Here is a 17,035-nt window from a genome sequence, read left to right on the forward strand (position 1 = left end):
TCGCGGCGTGGCCTGCACGTTCTCTTTCATCCGGACTGTAACCGTCGGCTCTGGCATCTCACCAGATCTGCTGACACTTCCGTTACCAGAAGCCGCTCGCGGGCTTGCGGAGATAATCCGCATACCGCCGGTGGGGAATTCCGCCCCGCCCTGAGAACGGTGCAAGCTTGCCAAATGGAGGGCTGCATCTGCAAGAGCAAATGAACAAGGTCAGAGGGGCAGAGTATGCTCCGCCCCAGTTATTTCGGGGAAGAACACGCGCGCAAAAATAAATTAGGCCTCCGAAGGCCCAGGATCATGGATGCTTTAAGGAACGACTGACATTAAAGCCGTCAAAGGGCTTTCACTATCCCATCCCAATCGACGTGGGCAGAAGCAATCATCACCCGCTGGCTGGCAGCAGATCCCGCCCCAATCTAGCCATGGCGGGCGGCCACCGTTTTCAGTTGCGAGAACCCATACAGCGCCTCGAACCCTTTTTCCCGCCCGTGGCCTGATTTGCCCACGCCACCAAATGGCAATTCCACGCCGCCACCGGCGCCATAATTGTTGATAAAGACCTGACCCGCGCGCAGGTGCTTGGCCAGACGCATCTGCCGGGCGCCGTCCCGCGTCCAGATACTGGCGACCAGCCCATACTCTGTCCCGTTGGCGATTTTTATGGCCTCGTCTTCGGTGTCGAACGGGATCAGCACCTGAACCGGTCCAAAGATTTCATCCCGTGCCAGAACGTGATCCGGCGGTACGTCGGCAAACAGCGTTGGGCGCACGTAAGCCCCGGTTTCAGGCGCATGGTCGACCACCCGGCCCTGCGCGGCGGTGTTCAGATCGCTGCCCTTGGCCAGAAACCCGCTGACGATCTCTTTCTGCCGGGCTGAAATTAACGGCCCAACCCGCAAATCCTCTTGTGCGGGTCCGACGGTAAGGTCTGAATACGCCTCGGCCATTCTGGCCCTGACCTGATCGTATACGCCGCGCTGAACCAGAATTCGGGACGAAGCCGAGCAGGTCTGACCGGCATTCTGTATGCCCGCATTCACAAGAAACGGCAGCGCCTCATCCAGATCGGCGTCGTCAAAGACCAGTTGCGGGGACTTGCCACCCAGTTCCAGCGTCACCGGGACCACGTTTTTCCCTGCTGCCTGCTGGACCAGAGCGCCCGTGGCAACCGATCCGGTGAATGAGATGTGATCGACTCCCGGATGGCCGGACAGGGCCGCACCCGCCTCGGCCCCCAATCCGGGTACGACGTTCAAGGCCCCGGTTGGCAGCCCTGCCTCAACCGCGAGATGGGCGAAGGCGAGCGCGGTCAGACAAGCCTCCTCTGCCGGTTTCAGCACACAGGCGTTACCCATCGCCAAGGCGGCCCCGACAGAGCGCCCGATGATCTGCATCGGATAGTTCCACGGCACGATATGCCCCGTGACCCCATGCGGTTCGCGCAGCGTATAAACGGTATAGCCATCCAGATAGGGAATGGTTTCGCCCATCACCTTGTCCGCCGCCCCCCCGTAGAACTCGCAATATCGCGCCAGAGCCAAGGCATCCGCGCGTGCCTGTGTCAGGGGTTTGCCCACATCCATCGCTTCGAGCACGGCAAGCTCATCGACCCGTTCCAGCACCAGCTGCCCCAATCGGGCAAGGATGCGGCCTCGTTCCAATGCCGTTGAACGGCCCCACTCCCCCTCCATCGCAAGGTGCGCTGCCTGAACGGCCTGATCTACCTCGGCAGGTCCGCCGCGCGCGATACGGCAGATTTCAGATCCATCGGAGGGGTTTGTCAGGACAAGGGTTTCACCGGAAGATGCAGGTATCCACTGGTCACCAATCAGACAATGGCCGGGATCGAACCATATTGGGTTGCTCATTGGTGCCTCCTTGACAAAATCAGGCCCTGAATAGGGAAAAATCCATGTTTCACGCCGCACCTCTTGCAAAGTTCGGCAAGGTCGGCGCCGCCGCGATCAGTTTTTGGGTGTAGCTGTGCTGGGGATCGGCAAACACCTGCTCGGTTTCCCCCTGCTCGACGATCTGACCTGCCTGCATCACCATCACCCGGTCAGTGATTGTGCGCACGACGCTCAGGTCGTGGCTGATGAACAGGTAGGTCAGATCATAGGTTGCGCACAGTTCGGCCAGCAGATCGAGAACCTGAGCCCTGACCGAAACGTCGAGGGCCGATACAGCCTCGTCAAACAGGATAAGTTCCGGCCGGATGATCAGGGCGCGGGCAATGGCAATCCGCTGGCGTTGCCCGCCCGAAAATTCGTGGATGTACTTGCCCGCGTCATCCGGACCAAGACCGACTGCGGTCAGCATCTCGGCAATCCGATCCTGCCGCTCTGATCCGGTCGGGGGCGTTTCCAACAAGTGGAACGGTTCGGTTATCAGCCGCGCAACGCGATGGCGGGGATTGAAACTGCCGAACGGGTCCTGAAACACCACCTGCATTTTGCGGCGCACCGCCAGATTGGGTTTGTGGCCGGTGAAAACCGGCTGACCGTCCAGCAGGATTTCCCCCGACTGAACCTCCTCCAGCCCCAAAATGGCCCGTGTCAGAGTCGATTTCCCGCACCCGGACTCACCCACCAGCCCCAACCGCTCACCCTTGTTCAGCGCAAAGCTGACGTGATCGACAGCACGATGATGCCCCGGGGATTCAAACAGACGTTTTCGCGGCAGGCGATAGTCGCGCACAACGTCCGACACTACCAGCAGGGGGTTGGGTTCGGGCGGATCAGGCAAGGCGACCTGATGATCCGAAGCCTCGAACAACATGCGGGTGTAGGGATGCTGCATGTTGCGCAACAGGTGGCCGGTTTCCCCGGCCTCGACCACCTGACCGTGGCGCATCACGACGATCCGGTCGGCCATGTCGGCAACCACTGCCAGATCATGCGTGATCATCAGCAGGCCCATACCATATTCAATGACGAGCCCCTTGAGCAGGTCCAGTATCTGCGCCTGAGTCGTCACGTCCAGCGCTGTCGTTGGCTCATCCGCGATCAGCAGCTTCGGGCGAAGAGCGATGGCCATCGCGATCACCACTCGCTGCCGCTGGCCGCCGGACAGTTCATGCGGATAGCGGGACAGGGGAAACCTGTCAGGGGGCAGGCCTACCCGGATCAGCACCTCTTGCGCACGATCCCGCGCCTTGTCCGGTGGCATCGCCTTGTGGATCAGGATGGTCTCCATCACCTGATCGCCAATCGTCTTGACCGGGTTGAGCGCGGTCATCGGCTCCTGAAACACCATTCCGATCGAGGCACCGCGCAGGCGGCACATGTCATCTTCGGAACCATTCAACAGCTCCTGCCCCTCAAGCAGAACCGACCCGCTGCTCTGTGCCCCGCTAGGCAGCAATTGCATGATCGCCAGCGCCGTCATCGACTTGCCCGAGCCGCTTTCGCCGGTGACCGCAACAATCTCGCCCGGCGCTATGGACAGGCTGACGTCCCGCAGGATTTCGGTCGTGTTGATCGACAGCGACAGGTTTTCTATCTGCAACAGGGTCATGCGCGCGCCACCCTGATCCGTGGGTCCAGCCAATCGCGCAGGCCGTCGCCCATCAGGTTCAGGCCCAGCACCGTCAGTATGATTGCCAGCCCCGGAATCAGAGCCAAATGCGGGGCAATACTGACCATTGTCTGTGCATCGGCCAGCATCCGGCCCCAGCTGGGCGTAGGCGGCTGCGCGCCCAGACCGACATAGGACAGGCCCGCCTCGGCCAGGATACCCAGCGAAAATTGAATGGTGCCCTGCACGATCAACAGGTTGGCCACGTTGGGCAGAATGTGCTCGGCAGAAATGCGCGCCGCGCCCTTGCCAGCAACGCGGGCGGCAAAGATGAACTCCCGCTCCCACAGCGACAGGGCTGCCCCGCGCGTGATGCGCGCAAAGACGGGGATATTGAAGATACCGATGGCGATGATGGCGTTGATTGCCCCGGCCCCGAAGACGGCCGTGATCAGGATGGCGATGACGAGCGACGGGAACGCAAAGACCAGATCGTTGCCGCGCATGATCAGCTCATCCAACCAGGACCCTTTGCGCGCTGCTGCTGTCAGGCCAAGGGGCACGCCCAGCGCCATGCCGATGCCCACCGCCACCAGCGCCACCGCGATCGAGGTGCGCGCGCCGACCATGATCATCGAGAATATGTCGCGCCCGAAATGATCCGTACCGAACCAGTGCTGCGCATTGGGGGGTTGCAGCTTGGCCGGGATATCCAGCGCCGCGTAGTCGTAAGGCGTCCAGACAAACGAGATCAGCGCAGCCAGTAGCACGAGCGAAGACAATATCGCGCCAAGGATCAGGTTTCGGCTCATGTCCTGCTCCTTAGTCTGGGGTCAACGGCGGCATAGGCCAGGTCCACCACGAAGTTCACGGTGATAACCGCAAAGACCAGCAGCATGACAACAGATTCCACCACGATGAGGTCTCGGGAGGAAATGGATTGAAAGACCAGCCTTCCCAGACCCGGAAGATAGAAGACCTGTTCGATGATGATCGACCCGGCCAGCAGGAATGAAAACTGCAACCCGATGATCGTCAGCACCGGGATCAGCGCATTGCGCACCCCATGCCGCCACAGCGCCTGACGGCGGCTGAGACCTTTGGCGCGTGCAGTGCGCATGAAATCCTCGCCCAGAATATCCAGCAGGGCCGAGCGCATGACGCGCGCTAGAATGGCTGCTTGCGGTAGCGCAAGGGCGATTGCGGGCAGTGTCAGCGAATGCAGCCCAGCCCACAGCCCTTTGTCCCAGCCAGCAAAACCACCGGCATTGAACCAACGCAGATTAATGGCGAAAATCAGCACCAGCATCATGGCGAACCAGAAATTCGGCACCGCAATCCCCAACTGTGTGGTCCCCATGACAGCCAGATCGCCGGGTTTGCCCCGACGCGCGGCAGCATAAATTCCTGCCGGAAAGGCGATCAGCGTGGACAGGGCCAGTGCATAAAGCGCCAAAGGTAATGAGACCCACAACCTGTCCGCAATCATGCCTGAAACCGGTGTACGATAGGTGTAGGAGGTACCGAAATCTCCGCTCAGCATCCCGCCGATCCAATCGAAGTACCGCTGGGTTTTGGGGACATCCAGTCCAAGCTCGGCCCTGAGTGCTGCCAGCGTGTCGGGCTGCGCATTGACACCCAGCATGAAAGAAGCAGGATCACCCGGTGCCACCTCGATCACCGCGAAGATGACGATCGAAGCCACAGCCAGACTAAGGGCCAGCGAAAACAGCCGTTTGAGCGCATAACGAAGCATCAGCGCCACGTTAGGGGTGGTTCGGGTCCGGGTCCAGCACCTAAGGCACCAGCAAATAGGCAAAAACCGCGTAACCGACGATTGCTGCATATCCCAAAGGGTAGATCCACTTGATCGCGTAGTTGTCGAGTTTTCTGGCCAATGCTTCGCGACCGGTTGTTTTGATTTTCCGCAGGGCAACATTGAAAACAATGATCGCCCCGGTCATCACGAACATGCATTGTAGGATGAAGTCCAGAAACGTCAGGTACCCCAGCTTTGGCAGATCGGCTGAAATCGCCCAGTTGAAGGCGACAAATACCAGCAGGTTGCCGCCCGCAATCTCGATCCGCCTGCGATATTCATCCAGAAAGAACAGTGCCCAGCCAACCGTGATCAGGACCAGCATCGGCAGGAATACCCGGATCACGTAATAGGTCAGATGCCGTTTGCCTTCGAAGACCAGTTCAACCTGATCGCTGTCGCGCCCTGAGAAACCCGTGACAGTGGATTGGAGAATTCGGGCGTTATCGAGTATCCATTCCTCTTCGCCCAGCAGGTCGCCGAGGCCGGAAAATTCGTCCATGGGGAAATAGGTCACAAAGTCCGACGGAAACACAGACACCACCTCAAAGTGGAATTCCTGCGTATCGAACGGGTATTTGAGGAAATTAAAGTGGGGCGCCTGAAGGGTCAGAGACGATTTTTCCACGTACAGAACCCGCCCGTCATGGCGCAGTGCGGCGGCGGCTTCGTGAATCCAGCGATTGGATTGCTGGTTGTGAATGACAAAAGCCGGAACAATAGTGCCTATTTCAGCAGCTTGTTTGAGCAGTGTCGACGGATCAAGGACCCGGATATCCCGCCCCAGCACCTCGGGATCAAAGGCCAGCGCCGGGTCAATCCATTCGAACCGCAAGACAACAACTGCGCCATAGTTTTCAGCCTTCTGATCAACGCTGGTGATCTGGTCGATCTTGATTCCAACGCCAACTTCCAGAGGGTTTTCGGGCGTTCCCACCAGATCGCCCAACTGGCCGCTGAACAGTTCCTGCGCATCAAGGGATGCCCCGGATAGCACCAGCGCAGTTACCAATGCCGTCAGATGCAAAGCCGCCGAATTTATGAAACGAAAAATCCACATAGTTAATAAAGAATTAGGGGCCTCAGGATGAGGCCCCGGAAAGGGTCGTTATTCAGACCAGGTGATAGCCGTAAGGTCGTTGGCTGCCGTCGGAGCGTTTACCCACAACCCCTGAACGCCCGCTTTGGCAACACTCAGCGCAGCCAGCTGGAACAGGTAACCATTGACGAAATCCTCGGCGATGATCTGCTGCGCGTCACCCAGCAGTTTGTCCCGTTCCGCAGGATCGGTCGTGGAGTTCAGCGTTTCCATCAGTTGCTGGAACTCGGGATTGTTGTACTGAAAATAGTAATCCGGCCGTGCGTAAATGCCGATATCCATCGGTTCGGTATGGCTGACGATAGTCAGGCCAAAATCCTTGCCCTTGAATACACTTTCAAGCCATTGCGCCCATTCGACATTGATGATTTCGGCCTTGATGCCGACCTCGGCCAGTTGTGCGGCAATGATCTCGCCCCCGCGGCGCGCGTAGGATGGCGGCGGCAGGTGCAGGGTGGTTTCAAACCCATCCGAAAACCCGGCTTCTGCCAGCAGCGCCTTGGCCTTTTCCGGGTCATGGGCCGAATTTCCGGTCAAATCGACATAGGCCGGATGATGGGGCGCAAAATGAGTGCCGATGGGCGTACCATACCCAAACATAGCCCCGTCGATGATGGCCTGACGGTCGATGGCATGGGCAATCGCCTGCCGCACGCGGACGTCATCAAACGGCGGCTGCTTGTTGTTGGTGGACAGGATCGTTTCACCCTCGGTCGATCCGACCAGAACCTGAAACCTTGGGTCTGCCTCGAATTGCGGCAGGTTCTCGGGTGCCGGGAAGCCTGAGAACACGTCAACATCTTCGGCCATGACTGCGGCAAAGGCTGCGGTCGGGTCCGAGATGAACTTGAACGTTGCCTGCTCCAGCGCAGGCTGTTCCCCCCAATAATCCGGATTGCGCTCCAGCACGATCTTGTCGCCCTGAACCCATTCGCCGAACTTGTATGCACCGGTTCCGACCGGGTTGGTTTTGATGTCTTCGATGCTTTCCGACGCAACGATCACGGCATCACCCCATGCCATGTTGAACAGGAAATTCCCGTTCGGCTCACTCAGCGTCACCTTGACCGTCAGCGGGTCCATGACCTCGACACTTTCGATTCCGTCAAACAGCGCTTTTTGCGCATTGGCGCTGTCTTCGGCGCGGGCACGGTCCAGACTGAATTTGACGTCCTCGGCATCCATGGCCGAACCGTCATGAAAGGTCACCCCGTCATGCAGTTTGAAGGTATAGACCTTGCCGTCGTCCGAAATTTCCCAGCTTTCCGCCAGCCCCGGTACGATCGATCCATCGCCCATGAAACGGGTCAGTCCTTCGAAGACGTTGGTATAAACGACCGAATCAATCGCCTGCGCGGCGGCGCTGGTCGGGTCCAGATGCGGCGGCTCGAGCTGCATGGCGATCGTGATGTCCGACTTTGCCAGTGCCTGTGTAGCCAACAGGCTTGCACCGACCGCCAAGGCCGAAGCGAAGGTGCGAAAGAGCGGCTGTCCCATAAATTTTTCTCCCCTGAATAACCGGTTGGCCCTTTTCGTAGGGCGACCAATACCACCACAGTGTTCCTGCAAACTTTGGGTCAATCAAGGGAATGTTCGCGCAACCGGGGTTTCTCTGCAGGCGCACTCTCTGCTATGCCGCACTGCAATATGAACGCCGCAGGAGTGAGCATGAGCGCCACCGCCCGCAAGAAAGCCCCGAACGCCGAGGATATTCGCGCCCGAAAAGGGGGCGATCCTCTGGTCAGCCTGACCGCCTACACAACACCAATGGCAAGGCTGATGGACGCCCATTGTGATTTCGTTCTGGTGGGCGACAGTGTGGGTATGGTGCTGCACGGGCTGACCTCGACCCTTGGCGTGACCATGGAAATGATGATCCTGCACGGGCAGGCCGTGGCACGTGGTCTGGAAAGCGCGATGATGGTCATCGACATGCCCTTTTCCAGCTATGAACACGACGCGGCGCAGGCGTTCAGAAACGCCGCCAGGCTGATGGCCGAAACCGGCGCGGGCGCCGTCAAGCTGGAAGGCGGGGTCGAGATGGCCGAGACGATCCGGTTTCTCGTGAAACGCGGCATCCCGGTGATGGCCCACATCGGGCTGACGCCGCAATCGATCAATACGCTGGGTGGCTACAAGGTTCAGGGCCGCGATGAGCAGGCCGAGGCGGTACTGGCGGATGCCCGCGCCGTCGCCGATGCGGGCGCGTTTTCCGTCGTGTTAGAGAAGATTCCGCAGGGATTGGCCGACAGAATTACAGCTGAAATACCTGTTCCGACCATTGGCATCGGCGCATCTGCGGGCTGCGACGGGCAGATACTGGTGGTCGATGACATGCTGGGTTTTTTCACCGCATTCAAACCGAAGTTCGTCAAACGTTATGCAGATCTCGGTCCGAAGGCCGAAGCAGCAATCGCCGAATACGCCGCCGAGGTGCGCGCGCGCTCGTTTCCTGCAGACGAGCATGTCTTTGCGGATCAAGTGCCGCAGAAGGGACCAAAGTCATGACCGCCATGATCCTGCGCCGCCTCACCGACCTGCGTGCGCAGGTAAGTGAGTGGAAACGCAACGGCGAGGAAATAGGCATTGTGCCGACCATGGGCGCGCTGCATCAGGGCCATTTGTCACTGGTCGAGGCCGCCAAAGCCGGATGTGACAGGGTCATCGTGACCATTTTCGTGAACCCCAAGCAGTTCAACAATCCCGAAGATCTGGCCAAGTACCCGCGCACCGAGAATGAAGATGCCGCCAAACTGGTCCCCTATGGTGTTGACGCAATCTATGTTCCGGACCCGGATCAGATTTATCCCACCGGCTTTGCCACAACGGTGGCGGTTGCCGGTCTGACGGATGTGATGGAGGGCGAGTTCCGCCCCGGCCACTTTGACGGAGTGGCCACTGTGGTTGCCAAACTGTTCCTGCAGACGCAGGCAGACAGAGCCTATTTCGGTGAAAAGGACTTTCAGCAACTGATGGTCGTTCGCCGCATGGCCCGCGATCTGGACATTCCTATTGAGGTCATAGGCTGCCCCACCGTGCGCGAAGCTTCGGGTCTTGCCATGTCGTCGCGCAATCTGCGCCTGTCACCCGAAGGGCTGGATATCGCTGCGCAAAAAAGCACCATCATGCGACGGCTGAGCGAATCTTTGTCTCAGGGACATCCCTTTGACGCGCTGGAAAATCAGGCAAAGGTGGATTTGCTGTCGGCCGGGTTTTCGCAGGTCGAATATGTCGAGCTGCGCTGCGCCGAATCGCTTGAACCACTGACCCACGCATCCCGTCCGGCCCGACTGTTCGTCGCCGCGTGGGCGGACGGCGTGAGGCTGATCGACAATTTCGAAGTTGCCAAAGCCTGATCAGGCGAAGGCGTCGCGAGATCTCTGAGACACCGCTGCCTTTGTGGGTTGGCTCTGAAAGGAACCAGCTCTCGGACCCTTGGTGCCAACATTAAAATAACTCATCTGAATGCGTGCAGGCTTTGCGTAACGCCCCGCCCGGAATAACATGGGCGGGAATCGTGGAGGGGTTTTATGTTTGCAAACATAATCTTTTACCTCAGCCTGGTTGTTTCGTTGGGGATTGGATTCATCTATTTTCGGGACCTGGGCGACGTCAGCCAAATGGTCCTCAAGGTCAGGCGCGAGAATATGGTGCGCTTTATCCGGAATGAGTATCAGCTGCTGGCAGCGGCCGTCGGCGGGCTGGTCCTGATGACCCTGATGCATTTTGCATTTGGGGCAGGACCCGGATGGATTTACTGGATTGCCCTGCTTTTGGGTCTGGTTCTGATCGGTTTCCCGTATGTCTGGGTGCATATCGGTCTGCGAAATCAGAAATCCACCGCCAACTATTACAGCATTGACGAGGCCCGCGAATTCGTCAGCCCCACGAGCCCCGTTCTGGTCATCGAAAACGATGGTGTCGCGCGCGCGCATCCGGATGCGCAGATCATGCGGCCGCATCTGGCCGGGAATGACGAAGGTCTGGGTGGCCGGAATGTGATAATGACCTTTTGCGCGATGGCCAATCTGGGCATCGGTTATACACCCGAGATCGAAGGCCAGCCGCTGGACCTGGAGGTACTGGCCCAGCACGGTAACAACCTGATCCTGCGCGACAACAAGACGGGCGAGCCGATCCAGCAGATTTATGGGTTTCGTGAAGCTGACAGTTCTCAAACGGAATCTGGCGCGGTCTGCCCGCTGAAGCCGTCGCAGGCGATGAAACCATGGCCCACATTCCGGATGACATTCCGGGGCTTTCAAAAGGCCTATCCCGATGGAAAGGTGTTTCTTAACAAGCTGCCCGGCAACCCGGTCTTGTTCCTGTTCGACAGTGCGCTTGAAATGCTGTTCTCGGCATCGATCGGCAAACAGCATCGCGAAGCGGCGCCAGTCATGGACAACATGAGCCATTCCGATGAGCGACTGGATAACAAGACCTATGTCTGGGGCGTCAATATCGGTGACGATGCCGTGTGCTGGACCGACGACTTCGTTGTCGAACACGGCAACATCATCAACGCTCAGGTCGGCGGTCAGCATGTCGTTGTGGCCTGGCATCCCCGCTACGATAGTCTGGGGGTCTGGTATAACACCACCGGCGCTCCGATCACCGAGATTGATTTCTTCGGCAATACCCCGGCTGGCAAGCTGGAGCGTGTCGAGGTGCTGAAGCCGGGCATGTTCTGGCATGTCTGGGTCGAGTTTTTTCCGCATACCGATATCAATCGTGTTTCCGATCAGGTCAAAGCCGCCTGACAAGCAAGGGGGAGTATTGTGAAGAGTCTTTGTTTGGTTTTTGCATTGGGAACCGCAGCAACCACGGCTGCGGCGCAGGGCACGGATATCGTGCACGATTCCGAATACTACATCCTTGAGGCACAGCACGCGGACCAGTGGGCGCAGGATGATGCGGCGGTGAACGCAGTGCTCGAGGAATTTCGCGCAGCAAACGCGGGCAAACCCCCGAATATCATCAGCGTGCTGATTGACGATATGGGATTCGGCGATATGGGAATCCCCGAGCTGAACGCCGTTCGCGGATATGAGACGCCGAATATCAACGCGTTTTCCGATCAGGCAATGCGTATGGTACGCATGTATACCGAACCCTCATGCACACCGACGCGTGTTGCGCAAATGACCGGCCGGTTGCCTGTTCGCATGGGCATGGGCGACACCACGGTCGACATCGCCGGGTTCGGCCTGCCTGGAAATGAGGTCACGCTGGCCGAGGTGCTGAAACAGGCAGGCTATGCAACCAGCCATGTAGGGAAATGGCACATGGGTGACATCGCCGAAAGCTGGGCGATGAATCAGGGATTCGACTATGCCCAGCACGCGATTCACCAGCAGGGTCAGCTGACGATCTTTCATGACGACGCAATCCGCGAGCAGGTCTCGGTCGGAATCGCGGATTTCGACCCGATTTACACTCTGGACGATCTGTTCAGGCCAGACGCATCGGCGATGATGACCGTCATCGAAGGCGAGGCTGGCGGACCTGTCCGCGAAATTCGGATGGAGGCTGGCGAGCGCTGGAACTCGGCAAAATATGACGAGATGAATCAGGCGTTTCAGGACAAGACGCTGGACGAACTGAGGCGGATGGCGGACGGGTCAGAGCCATTTTTCCTGCAATACTGGCCCATGATCCCGCTGGATAATACCCGAACCGGGCGCGATGGACCGCAAAGCCCCAACGGGGGTCTGTATGTCGACAAGATGCAACAGCTGGATGGGTGGCTGGGCGATCTGTTTGCAGAAATTGATGCACTGGGATTGACCGAAAACACGGTTGTCATCGTGATGGGCGACAACGGCCATTTCACCAAGTATGCCCCGCAATCCGGTTTTTCACCGATGATCTACAAGGGCGGCAAGGGAGATACGACCGAAGGCGGCGTCCGCGTCGATGCCTTTATTCGCTGGCCCGGCATGATCGAGGCGGATTCGATGATCAACAACATCATTCATGTCTCTGACCTCTATACAACGCTGTCGCGCTTTGCCGGGGCCGAAAGCCATATCCCGACCGATCGTCTGGTGGATGGTGTGGATCAGTCGGCCTCGATCCTGTTCGAGGATGAAACCAAAGGCCGCCGTGACAGTGTGATCATCTATTCGGTGGACAAGCCCAAGGCGATCGTAAAGGACAAGCTGCGCCTGAACCTGCCGGCACCCGGCGAAAGCCCCATTCTGGCCGAGTTTTATGATATCTACCGCGACACGCACGAGAAGTATCCGGTTTCAACCGAAGTGGGCGCCTGGGGCGGACAGGAGTTTGTCCGCATCCTTGGCCGCCATCTGGCCCGCAAGGAAAAATACCCGGACCAACCACCCGCCTTTGGCATGCCATATGAAGGTGTGGAAAATATTCGGCCCGAGACTGCCAAAGCGGTTGAGGCGTTTCAGATCAAGCGCGCATCCGTTCAGAAATAGGGCCTGACACGACGTCAGCTGTGATCTTTCAAAAGCCTCTGCTTTTGCCGTGACCAGTCACGCTTGGCCTGAGTCTCGCGCTTGTCATGGGTTTTCTTACCCTTGGCGATGCCGATCTTCACCTTTGCCAGACCCTTGTGGTTGAAATACAGCACCAAAGGCACCAGCGTCATGCCCTTGCGCTGCGTTGCGTTCCACAGGTCCGACATCTGCTTGCGCGACACCAACAGTTTGCGGCGGCGGCGTTCTTCGTGTTTGAAGACCTTGGCCTGTTCGTAGGGCGGGATATAGCTGTTCACCAGCCACAACTCTCCGTCTTCGACGGCTGCATAGCTGTCAGCAATGTTCGAGCCGCCCGCGCGCAGAGCCTTGACCTCGGACCCGACCAGCACGACGCCGCACTCGATATCGTCCTCGATCGCGTAATCGAAGCGGGCACGCCGGTTGTCGGCAATCACCTTGTAGTTCGGATCTGTCTTCTGCTTGGCCATGACGCGTTGATTTATGCGGCTTATGCGCCCCTTGCAAGTCGGCTTTGGAAATGGCGCCCGATCAAATACGTGCACCCGCCGGAATCGTGCCAGGTCTGGCGTTCAGTTCGGCAATCGAGAAACCGGCGATCGTCTTGTATTTCTCGGCATGCGCTGCCAATTCAGCGCGCGGGATCACCTGATCGATATCCTCAAAATCGCCACCACAAAGGTCTTCGACCCTTTGCAAGACGCCATCCGGCCCACCGCCTGCCCTGTTGGCGTTTCCAACGGCGGTTGTAAGTGGCCGGACCTCGGCCTCATAGGCGCACAACGCCTCTGGGGATACGCCATGTTCCAACATTCTGGCACCAAGCAGGCGTGCGTCGACAATTGCCTGACTGGCGCCATTGGACCCGACAGGATAGGTCGGGTGCGCCGCATCACCCATCAACGTTACCCGGCCATCTGTCCATCGCGGCAGCGGATCGCGATCCACCATAGGGTATTCGTACACCACCTCAGCGCCGCGGATCAGGGCAGGAATGTCGATCCAGTCAAATCGCCAATCCTGAAAATCCGATAGAAAGTCGTCGATATTGGCGGCACGGTTCCAGTCTTCTTTCTTCCATGTGGCATCCAGCGGAAACCGCTTTTCGGCAATCCAGTTAATTGTCGCCTGCCCGTCACTGTCCGATTGCGAGATCGGATATGCCACCAGCCGCAGCGTGTCATGCCCGACCATCACCATGGCGGCCCCGCCGAAATACTCAGGCGCGCGCGTGGTTGCACGCCACAGCACCCTGCCATTCCAGATCGGCTCGCCTTCGTCGGGATACATCTGTGCCCGTAACGCCGAATGGATGCCGTCTGCACCAATCAGAATCACCCCTTCAGCGCGCGTCCCATCCTCCAGCAACAGCGTCGCATTATCGTCGGTCTCATAGCCCACCGCGCGTTTGCCGGGCAGAACGCTGTCCTGTCCGGCCCGCTCGAGCAATGTGTGGTAGAGCATCATCTGCAATGCGCCGCGATGCACTGAATATTGCGGCCAGGCGTAGCCAGCCCAAAGACCGCGCGGTTCTTCCCAGATGGTTTTTCCCAGTTTGGAATAAAAGCCGTATTGCCGGGTGCGCACTGCAATATTCTCAAGCGCGTCACCAAGGCCCAGATCAAAAAGTTCTCGAACCGAGTTGGGTTGCAGGTTGATACCGACACCCATGGGGCGGATTTCCCGGGCGGCCTCAAATATCCGGAACGGAACACCGATCTGATGCAATGTCAGACCAAGGCTCAGCCCCGCGATACCACCGCCTGCAATCAATACTGTCATCCGCAACCCCTCCCGTTGCGGACACAGAAGCAGGCAAAACGCGTAACTGCAAGGTTCAGCTTTTGGCCGAGATGATCAGATCCGGGCCAAAAATCGTGTCCGCATGATTGTGCAGATAAATCTTTAACCAGGGCGTAAAGCGCTCGGGGTGGCGACGAACCTCGGCCAGCAGGTCGTGATAATCGACCCACCGGATTTCCATCACTTCGTCCGGATTAGGCTCGATTTTCAGCGGACCGCGCGCGTGGGCAAGAAATACATCGACCACTTCGTTCTCGACCATGCCATTGCCGACATCGGCGTGATATTCCAGCCGATGGCGGTATTCGGGGTAAAGCCCGGTAATCCCGAGTTCCTCGCGCAGTCGGCGCACGGCACAGACCGAAGAGTTTTCATCCCAATCCGGATGGGTACAACATGTGTTCGCCCACAAGCCCGGCGTGTGGTATTTTCCAAGGGCGCGGCGCTGCATCAGGATTTCGGTTCCGCGTACAACAAAGACCGACACCGCCTTGTGCTTGAGGCCCTGTTCGTGCGCCTCCAGCTTGTCAACCGGGGCCAGTTCGCCATCGACCCAGGCCGGGATCAGTATTCCCATTTGACGTCTCCTGCTGCCGCTGTGCCGGTCCGGCATGCTACACGGGCTTTGGGGTGGCCGGACGGGCCACTATCGGCACCAAGGTGACGTCGAACCGCCTGCTGATCAAGCGCACGAAAGGCCGCAGGGGCTGCGGCCTTTTGCGCATTCTCAACTCTGGTTTGTCAGGGCTTATTCAGCCGAAACGCTCATGATATAGGCATAAACGTCTTCGCCACCGCTTTTGAGTTTGAAGGTCATCTTGGATTTGGCGGACGTGCTGTCCAGATAGGATTTCAGGAATGCCTTTGGGTCCTGAGAATATTCGACAAAGCTCGCCTCGTCCCAGACCAGACCGTTTTCCCCGGCTTCGACGATGCTTTCGCCATATTTGAAACCTTCAAGCGTGCCCGCTGTGCGCCCCGCGATGCCGTAAAGGTTCGGCCCGGTCTTGCCACCTTTGACGATGGCCTCGCCGTCCGGGGCCTCGATCATGTGGCACGATTTGCATTTGTTGAAGGTCTTTTTTCCCTTCTCGGCATCACCTTCAGCAAAGGCGGGAACGGCCATAAGGCCGACAAGCGCTGTAGCGGTAATCCATTTCATAGCTCATGCTCCGATAAGATTTGGCTGATTAGAATGGAGCGCTCCATACCCGAAGTGTCAACGCGCAGATTGCCACGCGAGGGCAACGTGCCGCACTGAATTCCACCAGATGTGACTAATCGTGATCTTGAAACTCGGACCAGCAGGGCAAAAGGTCATTGTCGTGCGGGGTCGCCAGAAAAATCGCCCGCGCGATCGCCCGACTCAGGCATAAGGCGGCGGCGTGACCAATCGCAGTCAGACCCTGCTCTGCCTCCTGCAAAGGACGGGCACCGGTGCTGACGCTGAAGACAAGATCCCCGTCCCCCGGAGAATGCGCGGGAACAATGGCCCGCGCCACGCCGTCATGGGCGGCAATGGCCATGCGCTGGCATTCCGCCTTTGTCAGAGCCGCATCTGTTGCAACGACGGCGATTGTAGTGTTCGCGCGCTCCTGTGCCAGCGCCTTCATGGTCAGCATTTTGCGGCTGTCAAATCCGCGTCCCAGACCTGAAGAAGGGTCAGGGCCCAGACCGCCGAACTCATCACCAATCTCGAAACTAGCAGCCCAGAAATGACGATCACCCGGCGTCGTGACCGTTCCCATGGGATTTGCGGCAACCAGTGCGCCGACCGTGATGCCCGAATCCAGCACAATTGACGCCGATCCCAATCCACCCTTCAGCATGGCGGTCAGCGCCCCGGTTCCGGCACCGGTGGTTCCAAGATCAAATTCAGGCGCAGCGGCCTCGAACGCCTTCCGGCCCAGTGAGCGATAGGGGTTTTCCTGCCAGTCCTTTTCACCGCCGTTCAGCAGATCGAAAATGATCGCTCCGGGTACAATCGGAATGACGGCATCCGCCACGCGATACCCGCGGCCCTGCGCGCGCAAGGCATCCGATACGCCTGAGCAGGCATCAAGCCCATAGGCAGATCCGCCGGACAGGACCAGCGCGTCAATTTTTGCCACAGATTTGTCCGGCGCCAGCAGATCCGTTTCACGAGTTCCCGGCGCGCCCCCCATGACATGAACGGATGCGGTGAACGGATCGTCCGCAGTCAGAACCGTCGCACCGGATTTCAGCCTGTCATCCTGCGCGTTGCCGACCCTGAGGCCGGGGATATCGGTAATCAGGTTTCTGGGTCCTGGATTCATTCTGACCTCATTTTCAGGCTGGGGAACTCAGTCTCTG

15 protein-coding genes and 1 riboswitch are annotated in these 17,035 nt (G+C 58.6%); of the genes, 4 read left to right on the forward strand and 11 right to left on the reverse strand.

The window, feature by feature from the left end; genetic code table 11:
• Positions 1-14: 14 nt before the first annotated feature.
• A riboswitch (FMN riboswitch) is annotated at positions 15-162 on the reverse strand.
• Between the two features lie 254 nt (positions 163-416).
• The 6 genes from ACR0NW_RS14120 to ACR0NW_RS14145 all read right to left on the reverse strand — a co-directional run bounded on the left by ACR0NW_RS14120 (position 417) and on the right by ACR0NW_RS14145 (position 7,931).
• A complete protein-coding gene (locus ACR0NW_RS14120) occupies positions 417-1,868 on the reverse strand; it encodes an aldehyde dehydrogenase family protein (RefSeq protein WP_480450836.1) in 1,452 nt (483 codons plus the stop codon).
• A 49-nt stretch (positions 1,869-1,917) separates the two neighbouring features.
• Complete coding sequence (locus ACR0NW_RS14125; protein ID WP_480450838.1) at positions 1,918-3,516, reverse strand: ABC transporter ATP-binding protein; 1,599 nt, start codon at positions 3,514-3,516, stop codon at positions 1,918-1,920.
• On the reverse strand, positions 3,513-4,328 hold the full coding sequence (locus ACR0NW_RS14130) for an ABC transporter permease (protein WP_480450840.1): 816 nt from the start codon (positions 4,326-4,328) through the stop codon (positions 3,513-3,515). Before ACR0NW_RS14130 ends, ACR0NW_RS14125 begins: the two co-directional genes overlap by 4 nt.
• Positions 4,325-5,272: an ABC transporter permease gene (locus ACR0NW_RS14135; protein ID WP_170653624.1), complete on the reverse strand. Its 948-nt coding sequence runs from the start codon at positions 5,270-5,272 to the stop codon at positions 4,325-4,327. The genes ACR0NW_RS14130 and ACR0NW_RS14135 overlap by 4 nt, the downstream gene beginning before the upstream one ends.
• 40 nt (positions 5,273-5,312) lie before the next feature.
• Positions 5,313-6,347, reverse strand: coding sequence for a ligand-gated ion channel (locus ACR0NW_RS14140; RefSeq protein ID WP_480791878.1), 1,035 nt, complete (start codon positions 6,345-6,347; stop codon positions 5,313-5,315).
• A 96-nt stretch (positions 6,348-6,443) separates the two neighbouring features.
• Positions 6,444-7,931, reverse strand: coding sequence for an ABC transporter substrate-binding protein (locus ACR0NW_RS14145; RefSeq protein WP_480450843.1), 1,488 nt, complete (start codon positions 7,929-7,931; stop codon positions 6,444-6,446).
• A 171-nt stretch (positions 7,932-8,102) separates the two neighbouring features.
• Between ACR0NW_RS14145 and panB the strand changes: the two genes are divergently transcribed.
• The 4 genes from panB (at position 8,103) to ACR0NW_RS14165 (ending at position 12,877) form a co-directional block, all read left to right on the forward strand.
• Positions 8,103-8,942: a 3-methyl-2-oxobutanoate hydroxymethyltransferase gene (gene panB / locus ACR0NW_RS14150; RefSeq protein WP_480450845.1), complete on the forward strand. Its 840-nt coding sequence runs from the start codon at positions 8,103-8,105 to the stop codon at positions 8,940-8,942.
• Entirely contained in the window at positions 8,939-9,790 is an 852-nt protein-coding gene (panC, locus tag ACR0NW_RS14155; protein WP_480450847.1) for a pantoate--beta-alanine ligase, read from the forward strand. Before panB ends, panC begins: the two co-directional genes overlap by 4 nt.
• Positions 9,791-9,964: 174 nt before the next feature.
• Positions 9,965-11,194, forward strand: a complete 1,230-nt coding sequence (locus tag ACR0NW_RS14160) for a DUF3179 domain-containing (seleno)protein (protein WP_480450848.1) — start codon at positions 9,965-9,967, stop codon at positions 11,192-11,194.
• An 18-nt stretch (positions 11,195-11,212) separates the two neighbouring features.
• Positions 11,213-12,877 (forward strand): sulfatase-like hydrolase/transferase, encoded by a 1,665-nt coding sequence (locus tag ACR0NW_RS14165; protein ID WP_480450850.1) that lies wholly within the window; start codon positions 11,213-11,215, stop codon positions 12,875-12,877.
• Between the two features lie 14 nt (positions 12,878-12,891).
• On the opposite strand, the gene smpB is transcribed toward ACR0NW_RS14165, so the two are convergent.
• From smpB to ACR0NW_RS14190, 5 genes are all read right to left on the reverse strand, one after another.
• Entirely contained in the window at positions 12,892-13,368 is a 477-nt protein-coding gene (gene smpB / locus ACR0NW_RS14170) for an SsrA-binding protein SmpB (RefSeq protein ID WP_480450851.1), read from the reverse strand.
• Between the two features lie 61 nt (positions 13,369-13,429).
• Positions 13,430-14,680 carry a flavin-dependent oxidoreductase gene (locus ACR0NW_RS14175; RefSeq protein WP_480450853.1) on the reverse strand — a complete coding sequence of 417 codons (1,251 nt, stop codon included), beginning with the start codon at positions 14,678-14,680 and terminating at the stop codon, positions 13,430-13,432.
• 55 nt (positions 14,681-14,735) lie between these two features.
• Positions 14,736-15,278 carry an isopentenyl-diphosphate Delta-isomerase gene (gene idi / locus ACR0NW_RS14180; RefSeq protein ID WP_170653609.1) on the reverse strand — a complete coding sequence of 181 codons (543 nt, stop codon included), beginning with the start codon at positions 15,276-15,278 and terminating at the stop codon, positions 14,736-14,738.
• 171 nt (positions 15,279-15,449) lie between these two features.
• On the reverse strand, positions 15,450-15,863 hold the full coding sequence (locus ACR0NW_RS14185; RefSeq protein ID WP_480450855.1) for a c-type cytochrome: 414 nt from the start codon (positions 15,861-15,863) through the stop codon (positions 15,450-15,452).
• A gap of 115 nt (positions 15,864-15,978) precedes the next feature.
• Positions 15,979-16,998: a P1 family peptidase gene (locus ACR0NW_RS14190; RefSeq protein ID WP_480450857.1), complete on the reverse strand. Its 1,020-nt coding sequence runs from the start codon at positions 16,996-16,998 to the stop codon at positions 15,979-15,981.
• Positions 16,999-17,035: the final 37 nt, after the last annotated feature.

It is taken from the genome of Ruegeria sp. CF5 (assembly GCF_056537325.1).